The 23,789-nt window shown below is 67.5% G+C and carries 20 protein-coding genes; 18 read left to right on the top strand and 2 right to left on the bottom strand.

Annotated elements, in window-relative coordinates; all coding sequences use genetic code 11:
• Positions 1-19 precede the first annotated feature (19 nt).
• Together HWX14_RS15015 and HWX14_RS15010 are read right to left on the bottom strand one after the other, a co-directional pair.
• Positions 20-1,048 (bottom strand): hypothetical protein, encoded by a 1,029-nt coding sequence (locus tag HWX14_RS15015; protein WP_175883429.1) that lies wholly within the window; start codon positions 1,046-1,048, stop codon positions 20-22.
• Between the two features lie 8 nt (positions 1,049-1,056).
• Positions 1,057-2,406, bottom strand: a complete 1,350-nt coding sequence (locus tag HWX14_RS15010; RefSeq protein WP_175883428.1) for an MFS transporter — start codon at positions 2,404-2,406, stop codon at positions 1,057-1,059.
• Positions 2,407-2,519: 113 nt separating this feature from the next.
• On the opposite strand from HWX14_RS15010, the gene HWX14_RS15005 reads away from it, so the two are divergent.
• From HWX14_RS15005 to HWX14_RS14925, 18 genes are all read left to right on the top strand, one after another.
• Positions 2,520-3,428, top strand: coding sequence for a LysR family transcriptional regulator (locus HWX14_RS15005; protein WP_175883427.1), 909 nt, complete (start codon positions 2,520-2,522; stop codon positions 3,426-3,428).
• Between the two features lie 67 nt (positions 3,429-3,495).
• Positions 3,496-4,542, top strand: a complete 1,047-nt coding sequence (locus HWX14_RS15000) for an AraC family transcriptional regulator (RefSeq protein WP_175883597.1) — start codon at positions 3,496-3,498, stop codon at positions 4,540-4,542.
• 514 nt (positions 4,543-5,056) lie between these two features.
• Complete coding sequence (locus tag HWX14_RS14995) at positions 5,057-5,251, top strand: hypothetical protein (RefSeq protein ID WP_175883426.1); 195 nt, start codon at positions 5,057-5,059, stop codon at positions 5,249-5,251.
• A gap of 284 nt (positions 5,252-5,535) precedes the next feature.
• A complete protein-coding gene (locus HWX14_RS14990) occupies positions 5,536-7,065 on the top strand; it encodes a mannose-1-phosphate guanylyltransferase/mannose-6-phosphate isomerase (protein ID WP_175883425.1) in 1,530 nt (509 codons plus the stop codon).
• Between the two features lie 41 nt (positions 7,066-7,106).
• A complete protein-coding gene (locus tag HWX14_RS14985) occupies positions 7,107-8,477 on the top strand; it encodes an undecaprenyl-phosphate glucose phosphotransferase (protein WP_175883424.1) in 1,371 nt (456 codons plus the stop codon).
• Positions 8,478-8,485: 8 nt separating this feature from the next.
• Positions 8,486-8,938: a protein tyrosine phosphatase gene (locus tag HWX14_RS14980; protein WP_175883423.1), complete on the top strand. Its 453-nt coding sequence runs from the start codon at positions 8,486-8,488 to the stop codon at positions 8,936-8,938.
• The gene (locus tag HWX14_RS14975; RefSeq protein WP_175883422.1) at positions 8,938-9,342 is read left to right on the top strand and encodes a hypothetical protein; all 405 of its coding nucleotides are present in this window, start codon (positions 8,938-8,940) and stop codon (positions 9,340-9,342) included. Before HWX14_RS14980 ends, HWX14_RS14975 begins: the two co-directional genes overlap by 1 nt.
• A 119-nt stretch (positions 9,343-9,461) precedes the next feature.
• The gene (locus HWX14_RS14970; protein ID WP_175883421.1) at positions 9,462-10,622 is read left to right on the top strand and encodes a polysaccharide biosynthesis/export family protein; all 1,161 of its coding nucleotides are present in this window, start codon (positions 9,462-9,464) and stop codon (positions 10,620-10,622) included.
• 32 nt (positions 10,623-10,654) lie between these two features.
• Positions 10,655-12,886: a polysaccharide biosynthesis tyrosine autokinase gene (locus HWX14_RS14965; RefSeq protein ID WP_175883420.1), complete on the top strand. Its 2,232-nt coding sequence runs from the start codon at positions 10,655-10,657 to the stop codon at positions 12,884-12,886.
• Complete coding sequence (locus HWX14_RS14960) at positions 12,870-14,399, top strand: oligosaccharide flippase family protein (protein ID WP_175883419.1); 1,530 nt, start codon at positions 12,870-12,872, stop codon at positions 14,397-14,399. The genes HWX14_RS14965 and HWX14_RS14960 overlap by 17 nt, the downstream gene beginning before the upstream one ends.
• The gene (locus HWX14_RS14955) at positions 14,396-15,622 is read left to right on the top strand and encodes a hypothetical protein (protein ID WP_244130231.1); all 1,227 of its coding nucleotides are present in this window, start codon (positions 14,396-14,398) and stop codon (positions 15,620-15,622) included. The genes HWX14_RS14960 and HWX14_RS14955 overlap by 4 nt, the downstream gene beginning before the upstream one ends.
• Positions 15,619-16,455, top strand: a complete 837-nt coding sequence (locus HWX14_RS14950; protein WP_175883418.1) for a glycosyltransferase family 2 protein — start codon at positions 15,619-15,621, stop codon at positions 16,453-16,455. The genes HWX14_RS14955 and HWX14_RS14950 overlap by 4 nt, the downstream gene beginning before the upstream one ends.
• A 3-nt stretch (positions 16,456-16,458) precedes the next feature.
• Positions 16,459-17,520 carry a glycosyltransferase family 1 protein gene (locus tag HWX14_RS14945; RefSeq protein WP_175883417.1) on the top strand — a complete coding sequence of 354 codons (1,062 nt, stop codon included), beginning with the start codon at positions 16,459-16,461 and terminating at the stop codon, positions 17,518-17,520.
• Positions 17,521-17,587: 67 nt separating this feature from the next.
• On the top strand, positions 17,588-18,418 hold the full coding sequence (locus HWX14_RS14940) for a glycosyltransferase family 2 protein (protein WP_175883416.1): 831 nt from the start codon (positions 17,588-17,590) through the stop codon (positions 18,416-18,418).
• Positions 18,415-20,799, top strand: a complete 2,385-nt coding sequence (locus HWX14_RS14935; RefSeq protein ID WP_175883415.1) for a DUF4838 domain-containing protein — start codon at positions 18,415-18,417, stop codon at positions 20,797-20,799. The genes HWX14_RS14940 and HWX14_RS14935 overlap by 4 nt, the downstream gene beginning before the upstream one ends.
• Positions 20,799-22,016: a glycosyltransferase family 4 protein gene (locus tag HWX14_RS36495; protein WP_244130230.1), complete on the top strand. Its 1,218-nt coding sequence runs from the start codon at positions 20,799-20,801 to the stop codon at positions 22,014-22,016. Before HWX14_RS14935 ends, HWX14_RS36495 begins: the two co-directional genes overlap by 1 nt.
• Before the next feature lie 45 nt (positions 22,017-22,061).
• The gene (locus HWX14_RS36490) at positions 22,062-23,357 is read left to right on the top strand and encodes a polysaccharide pyruvyl transferase family protein (RefSeq protein WP_244130229.1); all 1,296 of its coding nucleotides are present in this window, start codon (positions 22,062-22,064) and stop codon (positions 23,355-23,357) included.
• A gap of 103 nt (positions 23,358-23,460) precedes the next feature.
• Positions 23,461-23,787, top strand: coding sequence for an H-NS histone family protein (locus tag HWX14_RS14925; protein ID WP_175883414.1), 327 nt, complete (start codon positions 23,461-23,463; stop codon positions 23,785-23,787).
• Positions 23,788-23,789 lie beyond the last annotated feature (2 nt).

Below are 23,789 nucleotides of genomic sequence, written 5' to 3'. Positions count from 1 at the left end.
TCTCCAGATGAATTGACTGCTATTCGAGCGCACCGCCTTCCTGCTCGACGCGAGATTCGGCGAGCCGAACGGAGGGGCCAAACAATGCGCACACGCCCGCCTGCGATACGAACATTGCATCGCCGTTGTGCCCCGCGCCTTGAATTTCATGCAGTTCATGCCGCAATTCCGGATGCCGGGCGCGCAGATAGGCGTAGTACGCGCGGCCGCGCGCAAGGCGGTGCGGGCCTTGCATCATCGCCTCGCAGGAGCGGTCGAGAGCCGGGTGCGCCGGATCGTCGTCGTGCGTACCGAGCAGATAGGTGACGTCGTGATCGACGTAACGACGTTCGAGCGATTGCGTGTCGAGTCCATCCGCATAGCGGGGAAGTCGCGACGTGCCGTATTTCCATTCATTGAATCCGGCGCATGCGGTTTGATCGATGCCTTCGCCATGCGGACGCCACGCGTCGAAGTACACATACGACGAAGGATTCGCAATGACGTAACGTACCTTCACACCGCGTGCGAGACAGCATGCCGTCGCGTTGCTGAGTATCGCGTGCCGATGCGCGACCTGCGCGCCACCGGAATGTCCTGCGATCACAATCTCGCGCAGCCTCGGGTAGCGGCCGCTCTGCATGCGCTCAACGTAATGTTCGATGAGCGCATCGAGTACATCGAACGAGCTGAGCGGCGCTGGACCGATTGCATCAAGTCCGCCCATCCACGAGGTCCATTCCCAATGCAGGCAATCGTCCGCCAACCGGTGATACGCGACGTCGGCCGTCGCGAGAAATTGCGGCACGGCGAGCATCACGTTTCTCGCATCGGCTGTGGACGAGTCGAGCGCGCGCTGCGTCGATCGAAGGTATGCGTCGGCGTCGCGCAATCGGCCGTGCAGCATCACGACGACCTGCGTCGCGGTTGCCGGCGCGACGCTGCCACCCGTGAACAGCGGCACGTTCGCTTCGCCGCGTGACGTCGAAACGGTCAACCGCTCACCGGCGACGACCTTCACGGGTACTTCGTTACGTGGACGCATCTCGCGGTTCAGGGGAACGCACATCGCGACGCTCACGCCGTGTCACCCGGCCACAGGTCGGGCTCGCGGCGCAAGCGTCGCCCGGACGACGTGAGCCCGACCAGCAGCAACGAGACGATGCCGGCGAACACCAGATACCACGCCGGCACGATGCGCGAGCCGGTGACGTCGATCAATGTCGAAACGGTGAGCGGCGCGAGTCCGCCAAACAACGTGACGGCCACGTTGTACGACAGCGCCACGCCCGTCGAACGCATGGCCGTCGGAAACAACTGCGTCAGCATGCCGGGGTGCGCGCCGGACATGACGCTGAGCACGACCGTCGCGATGATCTGCGCGATGAACACGCGTTCGGGCGAGGGCACCGCGAGCACCCATGCGAAAAGCGGATAGGCAGCGCATACCCAGGCGATCGTCACCGGAAAGAACAGCCGATATGCGCCGAAGCGGTCGGCAAGCTTCCCGGCCAACGGATAGCCGACGATGCCGATCAATCCGGAGATCGCCGTGCCGAACAGCGCATTCTCGAGCGGTAGGTGCAACTGGTGTTCGACATAGAGCGGCATATAGGAATGCCACAGATAATTGGTTGCCGCTCCAACGATGATGACGCCCATCGCGCAGAGCGCCGCATCGCCACGCTCGCGAATGAATATCCGTAGCGACTGGCGTGGCGCATGTCCAAGCCGTTCCCGCAGCTGTACGAATTCCGGCGACTCGCCGACCTTGTGCCGGATGTAGAAGCCCACGGGCCCAACCAGCGCGCCGAGCAGAAATGGCACGCGCCAACCCCACGTCACGAGCGACTGGTGCGACAGATGCGTGGTGAGCAAGAACGAACATAGCGACGACAGGAGCAGCGCGACGGCCTGTGACGTCATCTGGAAACTGCCGAAGAACATCTTGCGTCCCGGCGGCGCGTATTCCGTCAGCATCGCGGCCGCTGTCGCGAACTCGCCGCCCACGGAGAGCCCTTGCAGAATGCGCGCGACGATCACGAGGAGCGGCGCGGCCATGCCGATCGCCGCGTAGCCGGGTGTCAGGCCCATCATCAGCGTGCTGGCTGCCATCAGCAGAATCAGCAGCGACAACGTTTTGCGCCGCCCATAGCGATCCGCGCATGCGCCTATCACGATGCCGCCTAGCGGCCTCACCACGAAGCCGACGGCAAACGTCGCAAGCGTCAGCGTGATGGACACGAATCCGTTGCCGACAGGAAAAAACACCTGCGCGATGATTTTCGCGAAGTAGCCGTAGATGAGAAAGTCGAACCACTCGAGGCCGTTGCCGATGACCGATGCGAGCACCGCGCGGCGAGTTTGCGAACGGCTGAGCGCCGTTGCTGCCGACGCGGGCACGTCCGCTTGCAAGGTGGATTGCATGTGTCTCCTTTGGTTCTCTTCCGGCTTCTGAAGCAAGCGTACGTGTCGACGTCTTGAATGTAAAATACAGATGAGACACGGTTGCCATATCCAACGCATATACCAGACAAACGATGGAACTCAGACAGCTGCGCTATTTCCTCGCCGTCGCCGAAGAAGGGCAGTTCACTCGGGCCGCCGCGCGATTGCATATCCAGCAGCCGCCGTTGTCGCAGCAGATTCAGGAACTCGAACAGGAACTCGGCTTCGCGCTTTTCGTGCGGCAGCCGCGCGGCGTCGTGTTGACGGCGCCCGGCGAGATCTTCGCCGCGCGCGCGCGTACGCTGCTGCTCGAACTGAACAACGCCGTCGTCCATGCGCGCCGAGTGGCGCAAGGCCGGATCGGCACGGTGCGCGTGGCGCTCACGAGTTCGGCTGCGTTTCACCCGCTCACGCCTACCGCCATTCGCAATTTTCGGGACATGTACCCCGAGATTTCGATAGAGATGAGCGAGGTGAATGCGGCGGAGATCATCGAAATGATGTTGAACGGCCGCGCGGATGCAGCCATTCTCCGTAAACCGGTCGACACGCCCGCTGACTTACGCTTCGAACTGCTCGCCGAAGAACGCATGTTGCTGGTGCTGCCCGTGGGGCACCGGCTGATCGGCGGTCGTTCCGTGCCGCTCAAACAGCTGGCGAACGAGTCGTTTATCTTCGTGCGTCGGCCCGGTGCGCCCGGCATGTACGCGGACTTCATTCGGGCTTGTCAGGCGAAGGGCTTCGAGCCGCACGTCGCGGAAGAGGTGCCGCGCATGGTGACGGCAATCAATCTCGTGGCGGCGGGCGGCGGCGTATCGCTCGTGCCCGCGTCGATGCAACGTTACCATCAGGAAAGCGTGCGCTACTGCCGTGTGGCCGGCGATCGTGCGTTTCGAGCACCGTTGCATCTCGTCACCCGGCATGATTTGCACAACCCTGCCGCGTCGCACTTCCGTGAAGCGTTGTTGATGTTTGTCCAGCGTCATCCACATCGCGAATAAGCCAGAGAAGGGTAAGCGCCTGACGGATTGCTCACCGGAAAATCAAGGCCCGGCCCGCGGCGTGTTAATGCTCTATAGTGCGATTTACTTGCGCGACAGTACGATGATGAGTGACGACCCTTTCTCCGACATCCTGAGGCTCACGAGCGCCGAATCGCTGGCGACGGGAGGCTTCTCCGCCGGCGGCGCCTGGGCCGTTCGATTTCCGGCACCCGACAAGATCAAGTTCTTTGCGGTGGTGAAGGGCACGTGCTGGATTTCCGTCGACGGGGAAGAAACGCCGATCCGCTTTGGAAGCGGTGACGTCGGCTTGCTGACGGCAAAGCGGTCCTTCGTCCTCGCAAGCGATCCTTGCGTGCCACCCGTCGACGCGATGGCGTTGTTCTCGCGCGCCGGAAAGTCGGCGGTGAAACTGGGCAGCGGAGATGAATTCGCGCAGATCGGCGGACACGTACTGCTCGATCCGGTAACCGGCAGCTTGCTGTCGGACGTTCTGCCGCCATGGATTCACGTGCCGGCCGTCTCGCCGCAGGCAGTGAAGGTCCGCTGGCTGCTCGAGCAACTCGTGGAAGAGCGCGCGGCCGATCTGCCTGGCGCGCAACTCGTATCGGCCCAGCTTTCCCAACTGCTCTTCATTCAGATACTGCGCGCCCATCTGAAAACATCCGCGTCCTTGACGGGATGGCTGCGCGCGTTCGGCAACCCGCGCATCGCACCCGCACTGCGCCTGATGCACGGCGATCCCGCACGTTCATGGCATCTGGACGAGCTTGCCGCCGCGTGTGCGATGTCACGGACCACGTTCGCTTCTCACTTCAGGGCGAGCGCCGGTGTCGCGCCGCTGACCTATCTTGGCGAGTGGCGCATGCGTCTTGCGGAGCGCCGTTTGCGCGACGAAAACATCCCGGTCGCGCTGCTTGCGCAGTCGCTCGGCTATTCGTCCGAAAGCGCATTCAGTAACGCGTTCAAGCGCGTGTCCGGGCATTCGCCGACGGCATATCGGCATATCGTACGGACTGGTTCTGAAGACGTGGGCATTGAGCGCGGCGGCGTTCGCGCGGACGTCGAGGCTACCGGTGCGACTCTGCAGCCGTTTCCATCGGAACCTCGGTGAAATGCGCGAGCGACACGCGGATCGGACGGAGGGCATGTCCGATTCACAGCCGTCAAGACAGGCTTTGCCGTTCGTTGCGCAAAGATCCTGTCAGGTGACGCAATTCGTCCAGCAGTTTGACGGCGGGCGCGGGCAGCGTGCCCCGCCGGCGCCGGGCCACGCCGGGATACCGCGAAAGGCGAACACGCGGATGCGCGCACCGCATTTGCCGGCCCATTCAATCGGTGTTTTCCGGACAAAATCATTCCGCAATGATGGCGATCCGGGCGTTCCGGACCACGTTCCCGCCCGATGGGCGTTACGGCACGTCGTTACGTAACGGGTGCGAGCGTTTCACTTGCGCAAACGTTGCACTCGATTATTTCGATTTGATCATACCTTTCCACTTCCAGACATAGGTCATTGGTTTAACGAGGTTTTTCTGCGTTGCAGCAAAAATGTGGGACTCGATGGCATGGTTCATGCATTAAATGGTGCGTGCCGAAGTAGTTAATACCATAACGTTAGACCAATCATGAATCACATCCACATTCCGATATCCGGACGCGACGCGGGGGCGAAGCGGTCGATTCCGGGCCTTTACTTGATCGATCGCGTTCGTGCGCCCATCCATTCGGGATGGCTCGGGCGCGGCATTTCCATCGTCATGCCGAACCGTGCCGATACGCCCTCGCGGCGTCAGCGCATCGGTGCGGGGGCGTGCGCCTAAGCAAACCGCAGTCCGTTCAACGTCTGGATTCCTGGCGGGAATCGAACCGTTCGTCCGATAACGACGCCTTCGATTTCATGCAGGAATGCGAATTTATTGATTGATTCATCAATGGACGATTGGCGTCCGGGATGAATGTTGTCGATACATCGGGATACCGAGGGTGGAGCATGTCCGGCGTCAGCGCGGACATGCCCGCAGGCGCGGCAATGGGCGCGAAGCCTGCATGGCCGCGCAGTGCGATGGGGGCATCGCGTGCCGAAAAACCGGATATTGAGGAGTGCATGAAATTGAGCGAAATCGAGCTTGAGGACAATACGTGCCATGAAGATCCGGGTGCACGGGATCGACGTCATGTCGCCGCGGGCGCGGTGGTGCCGGTGGTCCTGGCAGGCGGCGCGGGAACCAGACTGTGGCCCATGTCCCGCGAGCAGCACCCGAAACAACTGACGCATCTCGTCGGCGAGGAAACGCTGCTCGAGTCGACGCTGCGCAGGATAAGCGGGCTCGGTGCGAAATTCGATCTGGCCGATGCGCAGGTCATCTGCGGCGACGCACATCGACACATCATGGTGCGGCAGCTCGCGGCGAGCGACCTTCGCGCGCGCATGGTCGTCGAGCCGGCGCGTCGCGATACAGCGCCCGCGATGACGCTCGCCGCGGCGCTCGCGCTGGCCGAGCATGGCGATGCCGTGCTGGTCGTCATGCCGGCGGATCACGCGATCCACGACACGTCCGGCTTCGAACGCGCGATGGAAACCGCAGTGCGCTACGCGCAGCGGGGGTGCATCGCGACGCTCGGGGTCCGGCCGACGCAAGCCGATTCCGGTTTCGGCTATCTGCGTACCGGTGTCGCGGTCGCATTGGACGGCGCCGCCGGTGGCTTCCAGCTCGATGCGTTCGTCGAAAAGCCTGCGCCGGAAATCGCGGCGCAGTACGTCGCGTCGGGTTCGCACTGGTGGAACAGCGGCATTTACGTGGTCCGGGCGAGCGTCTGGCTGCGCGCCATCGAGGCGCTTGCGCCGAACATTCATGCAGCGTGCGTCGTCGCGATACGCGACGGCCATGCCGATGACGGCTGCTTTCACCCGGCGCCGGCGCCGTTCGCCGCGAGCCCGTCGGATTCGATCGACTACGCGGTGATGGAACGACTGTCCGCGATGGCGGAACCGCCGGTGGCCGTCGCCGTGCCGCTGGACGCAGGCTGGTCCGATCTCGGGTCGTGGGACGCCGTCTGGGCCGCGCTCGACAAGGACCAGGACGGCAACGCGGGGCGTGGACGCGTGATGTTCGAGGGCGCGACCGCGTGCTATGCGCATTCGGAAGGCCGGCTCGTCGCGTGTGTCGGCGTCAGCAACGTGGCGGTGGTGGAGACGCCCGACGCCGTGCTGGTCGTGGATCGGCAGCACGTTCAGGGCGTCAGGTCGCTGGTCTCCCGGATCAAGGCCGAGCAGGGCGCGGAAGCGGAGACGCACCGGCTCGTGCGGCGCCCGTGGGGCTGGTACGACTCGGTCGATCGCGGCGAACGCTTCCAGGTCAAGCGGATCGTGGTGGATCCCGGCGCGCGGCTGTCGTTGCAGATGCACCACCACCGCGCCGAACACTGGACCGTCGTGAAAGGCACCGCGACCGTCACGCGCGGCGACGAGCAGTTCCTGCTCGGCGAAAACGAATCGACCTACATCCCGATCGGCGTGCGGCACCGGCTTGAAAACCCGGGGCGGTTGCCGCTGGAAATCATCGAAGTGCAGACCGGCAGCTATCTCGGCGAAGACGACATCGTGCGTTTCGACGACGCATACGGGCGCGTTTGACGACAAATGCGGCGCCGTCGTGCGCCGCCTGGAGAAGAGTCATGTTCGGAGTTCAGTCGATAGTTGCGCGCCTGCTCGATGCACTCGTCGTGGTGCTGGCGGCCGCGGCCGCGTCGCATGTGCGATTCGATGACGATACGCTCGGCCGGCCGGACGCGATGGTCGTCCCGTTCGTCACGATGCTGACGCTGGCCGTGTTTCCGGCATGCCAGGTGTACCAGTCGTGGCGCGGGCGCGCGTGGATTGCGATGATCAGCCGCATCAGTGCCGCATGGGTCGCCGTGCAGGCGTGCAACCTCGTGCTGCTGTTCGCGATGCATCGCGTCGATCACGTGTCGCGGTTGTGGTTCGTCTACTGGACGGCGATCGCCGGATGCGGATTCATGGTCATCCGCCTGGCCGCCTACACGATGCTCGCGCGCGTCCGGCATGCCGGCCTGAATCTTCGCAAGGTGGCGATCGTCGGCAACGGCGCGCATGCGGTGCGGGTGATCGAAACGCTCGCGCTGTCCCCTGCAAGCGGGTTCCGCCCGGTCGTGCTCCACGATCCCGCGGGACGCTCCAACGGGATCATCCCGGCGATCGCGGATTTCGCCGAATTCGCCGCGGCCGTGCGTGCCGAAGGCGCGACGGAAATCTGGCTCGCGTTGCCGATCTCCGAGGAACGGACGATCCGGCGCGTCCTGAAGACGTTCGGCGACGACCTGATCAACATCCGCTTCATGCCGGACATGTGCAGCATCGCCCTGCTCGGCGGCACGATGATGGATCTCGTCGGCATGCCGGCGATCAACCTGGTGGCGTCGCCGATGTCGCACCACGCGTTGATGCAGAAGGCGCTGTTCGACCGTGTGTTCGCGGCCGCGGCGCTCGTCGCGCTGGCGCCGCTGCTCGGCGTGATCACGCTCGCGGTCAAGCTGTCGTCGCCGGGCCCGGTGCTGTTTACGCAGGTCCGGAAAGGCGCCGACGGCCGCGTGTTCAGGATCTACAAGTTTCGCACGATGCGCGTGCATGCCGAACAGGCGGGCATCGTGCGCCAGGCCACGCGCGGCGACACGCGCATCACGCGCATCGGCGCGTTCCTGCGCCGCACGAGCCTCGACGAGCTGCCGCAGTTCTTCAACGTGCTGCGCGGCGACATGTCGGTCGTCGGGCCGAGACCGCACGCGATCGAGCACGACGATCTGTACCGGCCGCTCGTGGAGGGCTACATCCATCGTTACCGGATCAAGCCCGGCATCACCGGATGGGCGCAGGTCAACGGCTATCGCGGCGAAACGGATCACCTCGACAAGATGGTCGGCCGCGTGCAGCACGACCTTTATTACCTGCGCAACTGGTCCTTCGGGCTCGACATGAAGATCGTCGCCGCCACGGTGCTGAAGGGCTTCGTTCATCCGAACGCCTACTGAGCCCGGCCATGATCGAACGCATTCTGGTCGTCTGCGACGGCAATGCATGCCGCAGCCCGATGGCGAGCGCGATGCTGGCGCGCGCACTGCCGTCCGTGCAGGTGCGGTGCGCCGGGCTGATCGCGCTGGCCGGGCGGCCGGCCGCGCAGGCCGCGATCGACGTCATGCGCGAGCGCGGCTTCGACATCACGTCCCATATCGCGCAGCCGGTGCATCTCGGCCACGTGCGCGCATCGCAGCTGATTCTCGCGATGACGTTCGCGCAATGCCGCGAGATCGAGCGCCGCTACCCGTTCGCGCGTGGCCGCGTATTCCAGCTCGACCATGCGACCAGGCGCGATATCGCGGATCCCGTCGGCAAGTCGGCGGACGTGTTCGATGCGGTGGCGCGTCATATCGAGCGCGCGGTCGCGCACTGGATCGCGCGGATTCCCGCGGCCATCGCCCGGGGAGGCTGCTGATGCGACATCGCGCCGGCCATTTCGCGCTGCTCGTCGGTCTGGCGTGTGCGTCGGTGGCGCACGGTAGCGCGCCGGCGGCGCGCCCCGCGACGAACGTGGCACCGCATCCGCCGAGGTGGATCACCACGCTCGCGGACCCCGCATCACAAACGTCGAATCCCTGGCGCGGTTCGATCGCGAAGCCGGCGGTCGCGTCCGGTGTCGCCGTGCCGTCGGCCGGCGCCTATGCACCGCTGCCGATCGAGCGGCGCATGCGTGCGTTGTCGATCGACGCGCTGGGCATGCCGACCGTGCATCGCACGCGCGGTGCGCGACGCGTCCCGGTTCGGTCACCCGGCGGGACCGAAGGCAGGGCAGACGACTGGCCGGGCATCGTGCCGCCGTGGTCCCGCTCGCCATGGTAATCGACCGGACGGCGCGGGATGGCGGCGAGACGACTCGCGCCATCGATCGACGCAACGAAAACAGCCGTGAGCAATGCGCCACGGACGGAATGAACGACAGCGCGACATACGAGGCGGCAATGGGCAAATCATTTGACGGGGTATCGACGGGCAGCAGACGGGGCCGCGCGTGGGTTCCGCTCGTGCTGTCGATGTTCCTGACGGCATGCGCGGTCGCGCCCGGCATGCGGATGACCGGTTCGCAGGCGCTGCCGGTCGCCAGCGCGCGCAACGGCGAGCCGGCACGGTCGCTCGACGTGCCGATCCGGGAAATCGACGTCAACCTGCTGAAATCGATGCGCGACGACAGCGATGCGGCCGCGAACATCGACACGCTGTTGCGCGAGCGCGCGAAGGGCGGCTATCGGATCGGCGCCGGCGACGTGTTGCAGATCACGGTGTGGGACCACCCCGAGCTGTCCGCCGCGGCGCCGACGAGCCAGTCGTCCTCGACGCAACGACCGAGCGACCCCGTCAACGGCTTCGTCGTCGACGAAACCGGCAGCGTGCAGTTTCCGTATGTCGGCACGCTCGCGGTCGCGGGCCGCACGACGACCGAGGTTCGCGATGCGTTTCGCGTCGCGCTGACGAAGACCTTCCGCGACCCGCAGCTCACGGTGCGCGTGACGTCGTACCGCAGCCAGCAGGTCTACGTCGAGGGCGAGGTACGCAATCCGGGCGGCCAGCCGATCAACGACGTGCCGATGACGCTGATCGAGGCGCTCGATCGCGCGGGCGGCCTGCAACCGACGGCCGACCGAAGCCGCATCGAGCTGATGCGCGGCGACGCGCATTACGTGCTGAACCTGTCCGAGCTCGTCGCCCGGCGGATCGACCCGGCCCGCATCCTGTTGCGCAACCGGGACGTGCTGCGCGTGCAGTCGCGCGAGGACAGCGGTGCATTCGTGATGGGCGAGGTCACGAAGCCGACGCTCGCGCTGCCGCTTCGCGACGGCTCGTTGACGCTCGGCGATGCGTTGCAGCAGGCCGGCAGCTTCAACAGCGGCACCGCCGACACCGCGCAGGTCTACGTGATTCGCGGTCGCGGCTCCAGCACGCCCGACGTGTTTCATCTCGACGCGAAGTCGCCGGTCGCGATGGTGCTCGCGAACGACTTCAGGCTGGCGCCGAAGGACGTCGTCTACGTCGACGGCAACGGCCTCGTCCGGCTCAGCCGCGTGCTGTCGCTGCTGCTGCCCGCCATCAATGCCGGCATGACCGGCGCGCTGGTCGCGAAATGACCCGCCGGAACCCGAGAGACACTGGATTCGCCATGACAGACCTTTCCGAAGCACGGCTGTACGACGCGGCGTTGTACGACGAGGCGCCCCTTTCGTCCTACGTCGACATCGTGCTGGCGCGGTGGCGGCTGGTGCTGGGCATCGCGGCCGGCGTGTTCCTGCTGGGGCTGCTGTATGCCGTGTTCGCGACGCCGATCTACCGTGTCGACGCGACGATTCAGGTCAACGAATCGACGGCGTCCGGCAATTCGCCGCTGCACGACATCGCGGCGTTGCTCGACAACGGCAGCACGACCGCGGCCGAACTCGAACTCGTGCGCGCGCGCATGGTGATCGACCAGGTCGTGTCGAAGCAGCATCTCAACGTCATCGCCGAACCGCGCTATTTCCCGTTGATCGGCCGCTGGGTCGCGCGCCGCTACCGCGACGACGGCGTGGCGCCGCCGCTGTGGGGATTGTCGCGGTTTGCCTGGGGCGGCGAGCGGTTCAACGTCGTCACGTTCGAGACGGCCGGCACGAAGAGCCACGACGGCATCGACGTGCTGGACGGACTCTGGTTCACCGTGACCGCCGAAGGCGGCGGTCGCTACGTGCTCCGGGACGAGGACGACGACGTCGTGCTGACAGGCGCGGTCGGCGTGCCCGCGCACGGGGCGTTCAAGGGGCAGCCGCTGACGCTGCTGGTCGCCGGTCTCCATGCGCGCCCGGGCACGGTGCTGCGGCTCAAGCGCATCCCGCAGCTCGAAGCGGTGTCCCGGTTGCAGGACGATCTGACCGTCGAGGAAAAGGCCAAGCAATCCGGCATCCTGTCCGTCACGCTCGAGGGCGACGACAAGGCGCGCATCCGGGACATCCTGAAGGCCGTCGTCGACGGTTATGTCGCGCAGAACCGGGATTACCGCAGCGAGGAGGCCGCCGCGACGCTCAAATCGCTCGAGGCCAGCATGCCGGCGGTCGAGCAGACGCTGAAGGATGCGGAGGACCGATACGCGTCGTTCCGTTCGCGCACGCGCACGGTCGATCTCGACGAACAGGGCAAGCTGCTGCTCGGTCAGGAAGTGGACATCCAGACGCGCACGCTCGAACTCAAGCAGAAGCGCATCGACCTGATCGCGCGATTCGCCGACGGTCATCCGGCCGTGCAGGCCCTCGACGCCAACCTGGCGGAACTGGCGGGCAAGGCGCAGGAGCTGAAGGCGCTCGAAGCACGGTTGCCGAGTACGGAGCGGGAGGGGCTCGCGGTGCTGCGCGACGTGCGCGTCAACACCGAGCTGTACACCAACCTGTTGAATACCGCGCAGCAGCTGAAGATCGCCCGGCAAAGCGAGATCGGCAACGTGCGCGCGGTCGACCTGCCGGTCCTGCCGGTGAAGCCGGTCAAGCCCAAGCGCCTGCTGCTGGTCGCGCTGTCGTTGTGTCTCGGGATCGCCCTCGGCGTGGCCGCCCCGTTCGCGCAGCGGGCGGTGTGGGGGCGCGTCGAACATTCCGAGCACCTCGAGCAGGCGCTGGGCGTGCCGGTCTATGCGGTGGTCCCGCACAGCCGCGAGCAGCGACGCCTCGTGCGAAGCCAGCAACGTGCGACGCAGGGCGCGCATGTGCTCGCGTCGGAAATTCCCGAGGACGTGGCCGTCGACGCGATCCGCAGCCTGCGCACGACACTTCAGTTCACGATGTCCGAGTCGGGGCACCACGTGATCATGGTCACGAGCCCGCAGCCCAGTGCGGGCAAATCGTTCCTCTGCGCGAACCTGGCGTCGCTGTTCGCATCGGGCGGCAAGCGCGTGCTGCTGATCGACGCGGATCTCCGCCGCGGCCAGGCGCACCGTCACTTCGGGTTGCCGCCGGCGCCGGGCCTGCCGGACGCGATCGCGAGCGGCGCGCTCGAGCGCGGCGTCCAGCGCTCGGCGATCGCCGGCGTCGACGTGCTGGCGCGCGGTGCGGTTGCGCGCACGTCGGAGCTGTTCAACGACGGCCGCTTCAAGGTGCTGCTCGACACGGCGTCGCGGCTCTACGACATCGTCATCGTCGATACGGCGCCGATCCTGGCGCTGCACGACGCGGCGACGATCGGCCGCCACGGCGCGACGACGCTGCTGTGCGTCCGGCATGGCCGCAGTTCGATGCCGGAGATCCGCGAGGCGGAGCGTCGCCTGCGCAACGCGGGCATCGCGATCGGCGGCGTCGTGCTTAACGACGTGCCGCGGCGCCAGGCCGTCTACGGCGCGTATGGCGAAGGGAAATACGCGTATGAAACCGCGCACTGAGCCCGCGATGCGCGGCCTCGCACTGCGCGCCGCGAACGACCATGCGCCGCACGGCGGCGAGCGGCTCGGTGCGCGCACCGTGCGCGGCCTCGCGTGGGCGCTGGTGCAGGCCTGGGGCGGCAAGCTCGTCACGCTGGTCGCGTACCTGCTGGTCGCGCGCTGGCTCGGCCCGGCCGACGTCGGGCTCGCGGCGGCCGTCACGCTGTCGCTGTCGCTGGTCCTGATGATCGCCGAGGGCGGTCTGGGCGACGCGCTGGTGCAGCGCGCGACGCTCGACGACGACGATCTCGAATGGCCGTTCGTCGTGTCGATCGCGACGGCCGTCGTGCTCGCGGCCGTGCTGTTCGCGCTGGCCGGGCACGTCGAGACCTGGCTGGGCGTGCCCGGCCTCGCGCCGTATCTGCGGGTCGCCTGCGTGTTCGTCCCGATCGGTTCGGCGAGTGCGTTCCAGGAAGGGCTGTACAAGCGGCGGCTGGATTTCCGTACGCTGGCGGTGCGTCAACTGGTGTCGGTGAGCGTCGCGGGCGCCGTGGCGGTCGCGCTGGCGGTGGCGGGCGCCGGTGCGTGGAGCCTGATCGCGCAGGCGGCGACCTTCATGACGATGTCCGCGCTCTGGCTCTGGCGCAGACCGGTGTGGCGTCCGCGCGGCCGGCGCGACGCGTCGACTTTCTGGCCCATCGCGCGCTTCGGCGGCCATGTCGTTGCGGCGCGACTGATCGACTGGTGGGCGACGCGCACCGTGGACCTGATCGTCGTCGCGCTGTACGGCGCGGCCGGGCTGGGCCTCTACGCGATCGGCGCGCGGCTTTACCAGACCGCGCTGGAACTGCTGTGCCGCGCCGCGACCGACGTGGCGCTCGCGGTGCTGTCGCGCGTCGCGCACGACGCCGGGAAGATGGCGGCCACCTACCTCGACGTCACGGCGCTGGCCGCGATGGCCGCGGCACCGCTGTTCGTGCTGATGGCCGTGTTGAGCCGCGACGTCACGATCGTGCTGTTCGGCGCGCGCTGGGCTGACAGCGCCGCGATCATGACGCCGCTGATGGCGCTCGGCGCGATCCAGACGGTCCAGTTCGTCAACGGCGCATTCCTGTCGGCGCGCGGCCGGCCCAACGTCACGATGTGGCTCACGGTCGTCAAGCTCGCGCTGGTGCTGGGCGCGATGCTGTGCCTGCCGTCGCACGACGTCGCCGGGCTCGCATGGCTGTACGTCGGTGCGGTGCTGTGCATCACGCCGCTCAGCTTCGGCGCCATCGTCGTCGAACTGTCGATCGATCCCGGCCGCCTGCTGGGCCGGCTCGTGCCGCCTTATCTGCTCGCGCTCGGCTGCGCGCTGCTCGTGTCGCAACTCGGCGCGCACCTTGGCGGCGTGCCGGTCATGGTCCGGTTGGCGGTGCGGATCGTCTGCTTCGTCGCCGCGTATGCCGGCGCGACCTGGATGCTGCGTCGTCAGGCCGCACGGCAAACCGTGTCGATGCTGATCGCGTTGCGCGAGGCGAGGAAAGCGGCATGAACGGCCTGGTCCGGCAGGTGCCGCGGCAGCGCGCGTCGTCGTCCGGTGCGGCGACGCTCGGGCCGCACGCGCGCTTCGATCTCGCGGACGCGGTGCTGCTCGCGCTGCTGCTGCTGAACTCGATCCAGTTCCTGAAGATCGGCGGCGCGCAGCTCGGCCAGCTGTTCGCGGTGCTCGTGCTGCCGGTGCTGCTGGTGCGGCGGCGGATTCCGGTCGGCGCGTGGCAGATCTGGACCTTCGCGCTGTTCGTCGGCGCCGCGCTGTCGACGACGTTCCTGTCCGGCTACCCGCACTTCAAGGCGGCCGAGCAGATCGTGAAATTCGTGTTCGTGATGCCGGCGTTCTATCTGATCGGCCGCTATTACGGCGCGCGGGCGCGCCAGCGGCCGCTGCCGTTCGGCTATGTCGCGATCGCGGGATTTCTGGCGTTTCAGTACGCACTGCAGTACTTCAACGTCCCGGTGCTGTACGAAAAAGTCGACTTCATGCAGAACGCGATTCACGGTTCGTTCAAGGAGCGGAACTGGTTTGCCGCGTTCTTCTTCCTGACGGCCTACGCGTGTTTCCTGCAGTCGCCGCGCCGCATTCCCGACGTCGTGAAGTTCGTGGCGCTCGCACTGGTCGTGACGCTGCTGAGCGAATCGAAGACGGTGCTGATCGCCTGCGCGATCGTGATCCTGCTCCAGGTGCGCGGCTACGTGTTCGCGAAGGTGCTGACGATGGCCGTCGGGGCCGGGTTCTATCTGTACCTGTTCACGCGCGAACTGACCGGCGACCAGTTGCAGGTCCGGCTGCAGCAGGAGCGCGGGCTGGCCTTCACGGAGTCGATCAAGCTGGTCGGCCGCGACTGGATCGGCCACGGCTTCGGTTTCGTCGAACACTACTTCTCGCACTCGGCCGTGGCCGTCCGCGGGCTCGGCGAGGGCACGAGCGCCGTCTTCTGCGCGCCGCTGGACCTGATGCTGGTCGCCGGCCCGATCGGACTGCTCGCGTGGGCGGTGTTCTTCGGTGGCCTCGGCCAGGGCCGGCGCGCGATGGTCGTGCTGGCGCCGATCGCCGCGTGGTCGCTGATCAACCCGATGCACCAGAGCGAAACGTCTTACCTGTTCATCGGCTTTCTCGCGTCGTTCGCCTGCGCTTCGCGGGCGGCACGCCGGAAAGCCCGCACCGCGCCGCGCGTCTCGCGGCCCCGATCCCTTTTCCCGTCCGGGCATATTCGATGAAATTCTCCCTCATCATGGCGACGCTCGGCCGCAGCGACGAGATCGAGCGCATGTTCGATTCGCTGCTGCTGCAGGCCTATGCCGACCTCGAAGTCATCGTCGTCGACCAGAATCCGGACGACCGCGTCGAGCGGATCGTCGACCGGTATCGCGACCGGCTGACGATCGTCCACCTGCGATCGGCGAAGGGCAAGTCGCGCGCGACGAACGTCGGGCTGAAGGCCGTGACCGGCGACGTGGTCGGCTTTCCCGACGACGACTGCTGGTATCGGCCCGGCATGCTCCATGCGGTTGCGGCGCGCCTGTCGGCCGACCGGACGATCGACGGCGTGACGGGGATGAGCATCGACGCCGCGGGCCGGCCGTCGCAGGGGCGGTGGGCGACGGCCGCGCAGACCGTGAACCGCTTCAACGTGTGGGTGTGCGCGACGTCGTACACGATCTTCCTGCGCCGGACCGCCGTGACCGCGGCGGGGCAGTTCGACGTCGACCTGGGCGTCGGCGCGACCTCGCGCTGGGGGGCGGGGGAAGAGGTGGACTTCCTGGTCCGCGCGTTGCGGGCCGGCTGCCGGATCGACTACGACCCGCATCTGCGCGTCCATCATCCCGAGCCGCTCGCCGTGCTCGACGAGCATGCGTATGCGCGCGGACGGCGCTACAACCGCGGGTTCGGGCATGTGCTGCGCATCAATCGCTATCCGCTCGCCTACGTCCTTTACATGATCGCGCGGCCCGTGGCCGGCTGTGTGCTGTCGTGCGTGCGCCGCAATCCCCGCCGCGCGAAGTACTACTGGATCGCCGCATCGCATCGGCTGCTTGGCTGGATGGACTGAGCGATGAGCACGATCTTCTCTCCGTCGACCGACATCGATGCGCGCGCCGGGCGCGCTCCCCTCACGGTCTACACCGACACGCGCTGGCCGGTCGGCACCGGCATCTACAACGTGATGGCGGCCTACGCCGAGCGCGCGCCGTCGACCGTGCGCATCGCCCCGCTGGCGGTCGGCGGCGGTGTCGCGCACCCGTTGTCGCCGCTGGCGTTGGGCCGGGCGCTGCGGCGGCTGCCGGCCCGCAACGCGGTGTTCTGGAATCCCGGGTTCGTGCCGGCCACGTTGCCCGGCTTCCCGTCGGTCGTCGTCGTGCACGACCTCACGCATCGCCACTTCTATACACGCGCGCATCGCCTCTACTACGACACCGTCCTTCGGCCGCTGTACCGGCGTTGCACTGCGATCGTCTGCGTGTCCGAGTTCACGCGCGACGAATTCCTGCGCTGGTCGGGCATGCCGCCGGAGCGCGTTCACGTGATCCACAACGGAACCGACGATGCGTACCGGCGCAATCTCGACACGCTCGACTATCCGTTTCCGTACGTTCTTTATCCGGGCAACCGGCGCAACTACAAGAATCTGCACCGGCTCATCGAGGCGTTCGGTGCGAGCGGACTGTTGCCGCTCGGCGTGCGCCTGATGCTGACCGGCGATCCCGATCCGGCACTGCTCGCGCACGCCGCGCAGCACCGATGCGCCGACGGCCTCGTATTTGCAGGCGTATTGCCGAACGATGCGATGCCGAAGCTGTATCGGGGCGCGCTGTTCGTTGCCTTCGTGTCGCAGTACGAAGGGTTTGGCCTGCCGATCCTCGAGGCGATGGCGTCCGACGTGCCCGTGCTGACGTCGATCGTGTCGGCGATGCCGGAAGTGGCGGGGCCCGCCGCGATGCTCGTCAATCCGCTGTCGGTCGTCGACATCGCGGTCGCGATGCGCCGGCTCGGCACGGAGGCCGCATCACGCGACGCGCTCGTCGCGCGGGGCCGCGAACGGGTCCGCCGGTTCGACTGGGACACGTCGGCGAACCGGTTCTGGCAGCTCGTCGAGCAGGTCGGCGCGTCGGCCTGACGCGCACGTCAACCCACAGAGCCGGGCGAACCGGCCGACACAATCCACCACGGCGCGGGGTATCACGATGGAAACCGAAGGAAGAATCAGCGTCATCGTCGTCAATTACGGCACGCCCGACCTGACGATTCGATGCGTGGCGTCGTTGACGGCGCTACGCGTCGCGCTCGCCGACGATATCGTCGTCGTCGAGAACGCGTCGCGGGACGACTCGTACGCGCGCTTGCGTCGCGAGCTGCCGCGCGGCGTGAGGCTGTTGCGTGCCGCCTGCAATCGCGGCTTCGGCTCGGGCGTGAACTTCGGCATGGCCGCATGCCGGCGCGACTACGTGCTGGTGGTCAATCCCGATACGCGTTTCAGCGAGAACGGGCTGGCCAGGGTGCTGGACCTGTTCGACACGCGCCCCGAGGCCGGCCTCGTCGGGCTCGATCTTCAGTATCCCGATGGCCGGCGCCAGTATTCGGCACGACGGTTCTACAGCTGGCTCGACATCCTGGCGCGCCGCACCGCGCTTGGCCGGTCGGACCGCTTCCGCGCGCGGATGGATCAGCATCTGATGATCGATGCGTGGTCGTGCGGCAATCCGTTCGACGCCGAATGGGTGATGGGAACCGGGTTCGTGGTGCGACGCGACCTGTTCGAGTCGCTCGGCGGCATGGACGAATCGTATTTCCTCTACATGGAGGACGTCGATCTGTGCGCGCGGACCTGGCTGGCCGGTTATCGCGTGCTCGGCATGCCGGGCGTCACGCTCGTGCACGAGCATCAGCGGCAGTCGGCGGCGAGCCCCGCCTCGCGCGCCGGTCGGCATCATCTGCGCAGCCTGTGGCGGTTCTACCGCAAGTTCCACGTGCCGCTGTCGTTGCCGCCCGGCGTGTCGCGGATCGCCCGGCAATGACGCGCGTCCGGCCGTATCGCTTCGCCCTGCGTGCCGCGGCCGCCGCAGCGTGCGCGCTGGCCGCGCTCGGCGCGGCGGGCGCCGATGGCGCGCGGACCGTACCGCCGGCGCACGACCTGCATGCGGGCAGCGGGCACGCGCGGGCATCGGCATCGGCGTCGCGCGTGCTGCTCGCCCGGGACGGCGTCGCACGCTACCGCGTGCGCGCCGGTGCGGCGGATGCCGTCACGCGCCATGCGGCGGACGAGATTGCCGATTACCTGGCGCGGATCAGCGGCGCGTCGTTCGCGGTGTCGGACGACAGCCGGGACCGGGCGCCGGCCATCGTCGTCGGCGGCGAACACGCGGCGCAGCGATGCGGGGCGGCGAACGCGGCGGGGCTGGGCAGCGACGGCTTCGTCATCTGCCGCAGCGGGACCGACCTCGTCATTGCCGGCGCAACCCCGCGCGGCACGCTGTTCGGTGCGTACTGGTGGCTCGACCGCCAGCTCGGCGTGAAGTGGCTCGCGCCCGATGCGACCGACGTGCCGCGGCAGGCCGAGTTGCGCGTCGACGCGGCGCCGGTCCGGCAGGTTCCGCGCTTCGCGTACCGCGAGGTGCTGAGCGCGGAAGGCGAGGACGAGCCGTTTCGCGCGCATAACCTGCTGAACGGCAAATCGCACGGCACGTCGTATCGCGCGTCCCCGCCCGGGATCGACATGTGGGATCGCAGCTGGCTCGCGCGGGACGGCGACGCCGACTTCTGGACGCTCGTGCCGCACGACCGCTACGCGGGTGTCCACCCCTCCTGGTATGCGGGCGGGCAACTCGCGATGATGTCGGCCGACGTCCGCGCCACGATGGCCGCCGAGATCGTGAAGCGCCTGAAGCGTGTTCCCGATCCGGGCGGCATCTGGTTCGGCATCCGCGACATGGATTGGGGCTGGGACCCGGACGCGGCCAGCCGCGCGTTCGCCGATGCGCATGGCGGCGCGCTGTCGGCGGCGTTTCTCGACCTGGTGCGGGGCGTGTCGGCGCAGGTCCGGGACGCAGTGCCCGGCGCGCGCTTCGCGATGCCGGCCTATCACTGGGGCTTCGCGCCGCCGGACGGCATGCAGGTTCCGGATCACGTGCGCGTGTATCCGATGACGATCCAGGTCGACTACAGCGTGGCGCTGAACGAGGACCGCAACGCGCGGTTGCGCGACGGCCTGAAGCAATGGAACGAGATCGCGCGGCACGTCACCGTATGGGATCACGTCGTGAACTTCGGCGGCTACCTGCAGCCGACACCGAATCTCTATCCGGTCGGCCGCAGCATCGCGTGGCTCGCCACGTTGCCGAACGTCGACGGCTACTTCGCGGAGGGCGACTGGCAGTCGCGCGGCGGCGAATTCGCGAGCCTGCGCGTGTGGCTGATCGCCCGGTTGCTCTGGACGCCGACGGCGGACCCGCGCGCGCTCGTCCGTGAATATTGCGACGCCTATTACGGCGCGGCAGCGCCGGCCGTCATGCGCTATATCGACCGGATGCATGCGGCGCTGCGCGCGAGCGGCGACGTGCTCGCCGAACAGACGCCGGTCGGCATGTCGATGTACACGTACGACTTCGTTCGCCAGTCGGAACGCGATTTCGACGCGGCCGCCCGTGCCGTCGACGCGGATGCCGTGCGCAGCGCGCGCGTGCGCCAGACGCGCGTGCCGCTCGATTTCGTGATTCTGGCGCTGCGCGACCGCTATGTGGCGCGCGCCGCACAGGACGGCTGGGATCTCGACGTCGGCGCGCGACGCGCCCGTCTCGACGCGGCGATTTCGGCAGCGGGTATCCGCCAGTATCGGCAAAGCGGCAATCTCGCGGCACTCGGCGCGTTGCTCGATATCGACCGGCATGCCGTCGTCGCGCCGCCGCTCGTGGCGGGTCTTGCCGACGGCGACTGGCGCGCGATCGACGTGTCGCGCGTGAACCTCTACGACAGCGCGCGCATGGTGGCCGACCCGGGTTCGCTCGATGGCGCGGCGATCGCGATTCGCGGCGATTCGGGCGCATGGGCGATCCAGCTCAAGCTCGACAAGCTGCCGCGCGACGGGCGCTGGGACCTCTACGCATCGGTGCGCGTACCGGAAGGGGGCGGCGCGGGGGCCGCCGCCGTGCGTGTCGGCGCCTATCCGCCGATGACGCTGCGCACCGACACGCCGGCGCGCACGCTCGACGACGCGCAATTCCGGTGGCTGCCCGTGCCGGGCGGCCCGTTCGCGTACGACGCCGATCACGAGAAAGGCGTCTATGTCCACGGGGTCGGCTTCGCGCGAGGACAGTCCGTGCGCGTGGGCGCTTTCGTCGCCATTCGTCACCGTGCGCCGGACGGCGCGCCGCCGCCCGTTCCGCTCAAAGGAAATGCCTGATGAAAGTCGCCATCGTTTCGCCCATTCCGCTGTTTCCCGTCAATGCCGGCAACCGCAGTCGCGTGCTGAATCTCGCGCGGGCGGTGAGGTCGCTCGGCTACGACGTGCATTTCGTCTATCTCGAGTCGCGCCAGACGGGCGGCATGGATCTCGACGCGCATCGCGACGAGTTCGGCGCCGAGCGCGTGTCGGTACTGCGCCGTGCGGGACTGGCGCTGGCGCGCTATCGACTCAAGCGGGTCGCGTGGCTCGCGCGCCGCCTCGCCGCGAAAGCGGCCGGCAGCCGGCATGCCTATTACACGGGGCTCGACGAACTGTTCAGCGACAGCTTCTCCGCGCAGTTGCGCGCGCTGCAGCACCGCCATGCATTCGACGCCGTGTTCGTCGAGTACGTGTTCTATTCGCGTGCGCTCGATGCGTTTCCCGATACGGTCGTGAAGGTCGTCGACACGCACGACATCTTCGCGGACCGGCACGTGCCGTTCATCGGCCGCGCCGGCGCGAAGCGCTACATGTTCTCGATTCCGCCGGAACGGGAATGCGACGGATTGCGCCGCGCGCACGTCGCGCTGGCCATCCAGGCCGAGGAGGGCGACGTGCTGGCGGCGCGCCTCGGCGGCGGCGACACGCCGTCCGTCGCGGTCCTGAGCCACCTGCTGGCGTTTCCGCCGCAGGTGGACTGCGCCGCGCATGCCGACGCGACCTTTCTCGGCAGCGACAACCAGCCGAATCGCGATGCCGTGAAGTACTTCGTCGACGAGATCCTGCCGCACGTCGTCGCGCGGTTGCCGGCGTTTCGCCTGCATCTCGCCGGCACGATCGCGGCGGCCGTGCCGGGCGGGCCGCACATCGTCAAGCGCGGCATCGTCGCCGAGCTGGGCGACGCGTTCGCGATCGCGCCGATCTCGATCAACCCGATGCTGCTCGGCACCGGCATCAACATCAAGCTGCTCGAGAGCATGGCGCTCGGCGTGCCGATCGTCAGCACGCGGACCGGTGCGCGCGGCCTCGGCGAACACGACCTGCGCGGCGTGTCCGTCGTGCGGGATGGTGATCCACGGGGCTTTTCGGATGCGCTCGTCCGGCTCGCGACGGACTGCGCGCATCGTGTCGCGCAAGGGGCGGCGGCGCGAGATGCGGCGCTGGCCTGGCACGAAACGCAACTGGGTGTCCTGCGCGAGACGCTCCGACGGCGGCCGGCTGCGGCACCCGCATGACGGATGCCTTCATCGAAACCGTCGAACCACACTGGGGAATCGAACATGACGAAACTGGCCGATCTGAAGCAGCGTCTGCGCGTGTGGCTGTACGTCACGCGCCTGACCCGGCAATGGCGTCGCGAGGCTGCACGGCGTGGCGCGGGCGGCGCCGCCACGTCCGGCGCGCATCTGCTGATCTTGCCGTGCGATCCGTGGACGCTGGTCGGCTCGAAAGGCGACGAGGCGATGCTCCGCGCGGTCGTCGAGCGCTTGCGTCTTGCCAACGGCGCGTTGCAGGTGTCGGTCGTCACGGCCACGCCGGAGGCGGCGGACGCCGCGACCCGGCTCGGCTTTCGAGCCGTCGACGCATGGCGCGAGCCGTGGCGGCTGATGGACGTCGTCGAACGGCTTGCCGCATTGCAACCCAGCGCGGTGGTCGTCATCGGCGCGGACGTGATGGACGGCTACTATTCGCCGATGACGTCGCTGCGGCTGCTGGCGACGGCGGACCTGCTGGTCAGGCGCGGCGTGGCCGGCACGATTCTCGGCTTCAGCTTCAACCGCGAGCCGTACCGGCAACTGAGGCGTGCGTTCGATCAAATCGATGCGCGGCTGCTGGTCAACGTCCGCGACGGCGTCTCGCTCGACCGATTCAGGCGTTTCAGTTCGACGCCCGCCGAGCTCGTCGCGGATTCCGCCTTCATGCTTCAACCGGACGACGCGTCGGATTGCGTCAGGCGCACGGCGTCGTGGGTCGAATCGCGGCGTGCGGCCGGCGACATCGTGATCGCGTTCAACCTGCACCCGATGCTGATTCGCCGCGCCAGCGACGCGGATATCGCCGCGCTCGTCGCGTCGGCGCAGGCGGCGCTGCGCGGGCTCGCGCAGCGGCATCGCGTCGCCATCGTGCTGCTGTCTCACGACTATCGCGGCCGCGACGGCGACGATACCTGCCTCGAGCCGCTGCACGACGCATTGGCCGCGACGATGGGCGACCGGCTGTGCTACCCGCGCGCCCGCATGTCGGCGGCCGAGCTGAAGGCCATTTCGGGGCAGGTCGACGGCGTGGTGACCGGCCGCATGCATCTCGCGATCGCCAGTCTCGGCATGGGCGTGCCCGTTGCGGCGCTGACCTATCAGGACAAGTTCCAGGGGCTTTTCAGTCATTTCGGGCTGCCGGACACGTTCCTGATGAAACCCGACGAAGCGATGCGCGCGGCGCGCCTGGCGGCGGTGCTCGACCGCTTCGTGTCGGAGCTGCCGCAACTGCGCGACCAGGTGCATGCGGCGCTGCCGCGCGTCAACGAGGCGTCATGCAGGAATCTGCGCGGCGTGATTCATGCGATCCAGCCTTCGTGAGCGGGCGTTTCGTCCTCGTTCCGCATTCGAAGCCCCGCATTCGACGCCGCGCCGTATCGCGCGGTCGAGCGGCAACCTGTCGAGTTTCCCCTGAACGTGTCAAATGAAAAGTCCCACCATCCGCGAACTGCAACAGCAACTGGGTCGACTGAACCTGATCGTCGAGGAAGTCCGGCAGCAGGAGAAGCAGGCCCGGCTCAAGGAGATTGCCGAGCACGTCCGGCAGTTCGGCATCACCGAAATCGAACTGCTGCGTGCGGCGGGCTTCATCAAGGCGCGGCAACGGAAGGCGCCGGCGAAATACTACGACCCGAACACGGGCCGCTCATGGTCGGGGAAGGGCGCCCGCCCGCGCTGGCTGGCCGGCAAGAACCTCGACGACTACCTGATCCGGGAAACGCCGCAGCCATGGTGGCCGGACGCAAGTTGACG

The organism is Burkholderia sp. BCC0044, from assembly GCF_902832955.1.
Lineage (GTDB): Bacteria > Pseudomonadota > Gammaproteobacteria > Burkholderiales > Burkholderiaceae > Burkholderia.
This window is presented reverse-complemented; position numbering and strand designations above follow the sequence as displayed.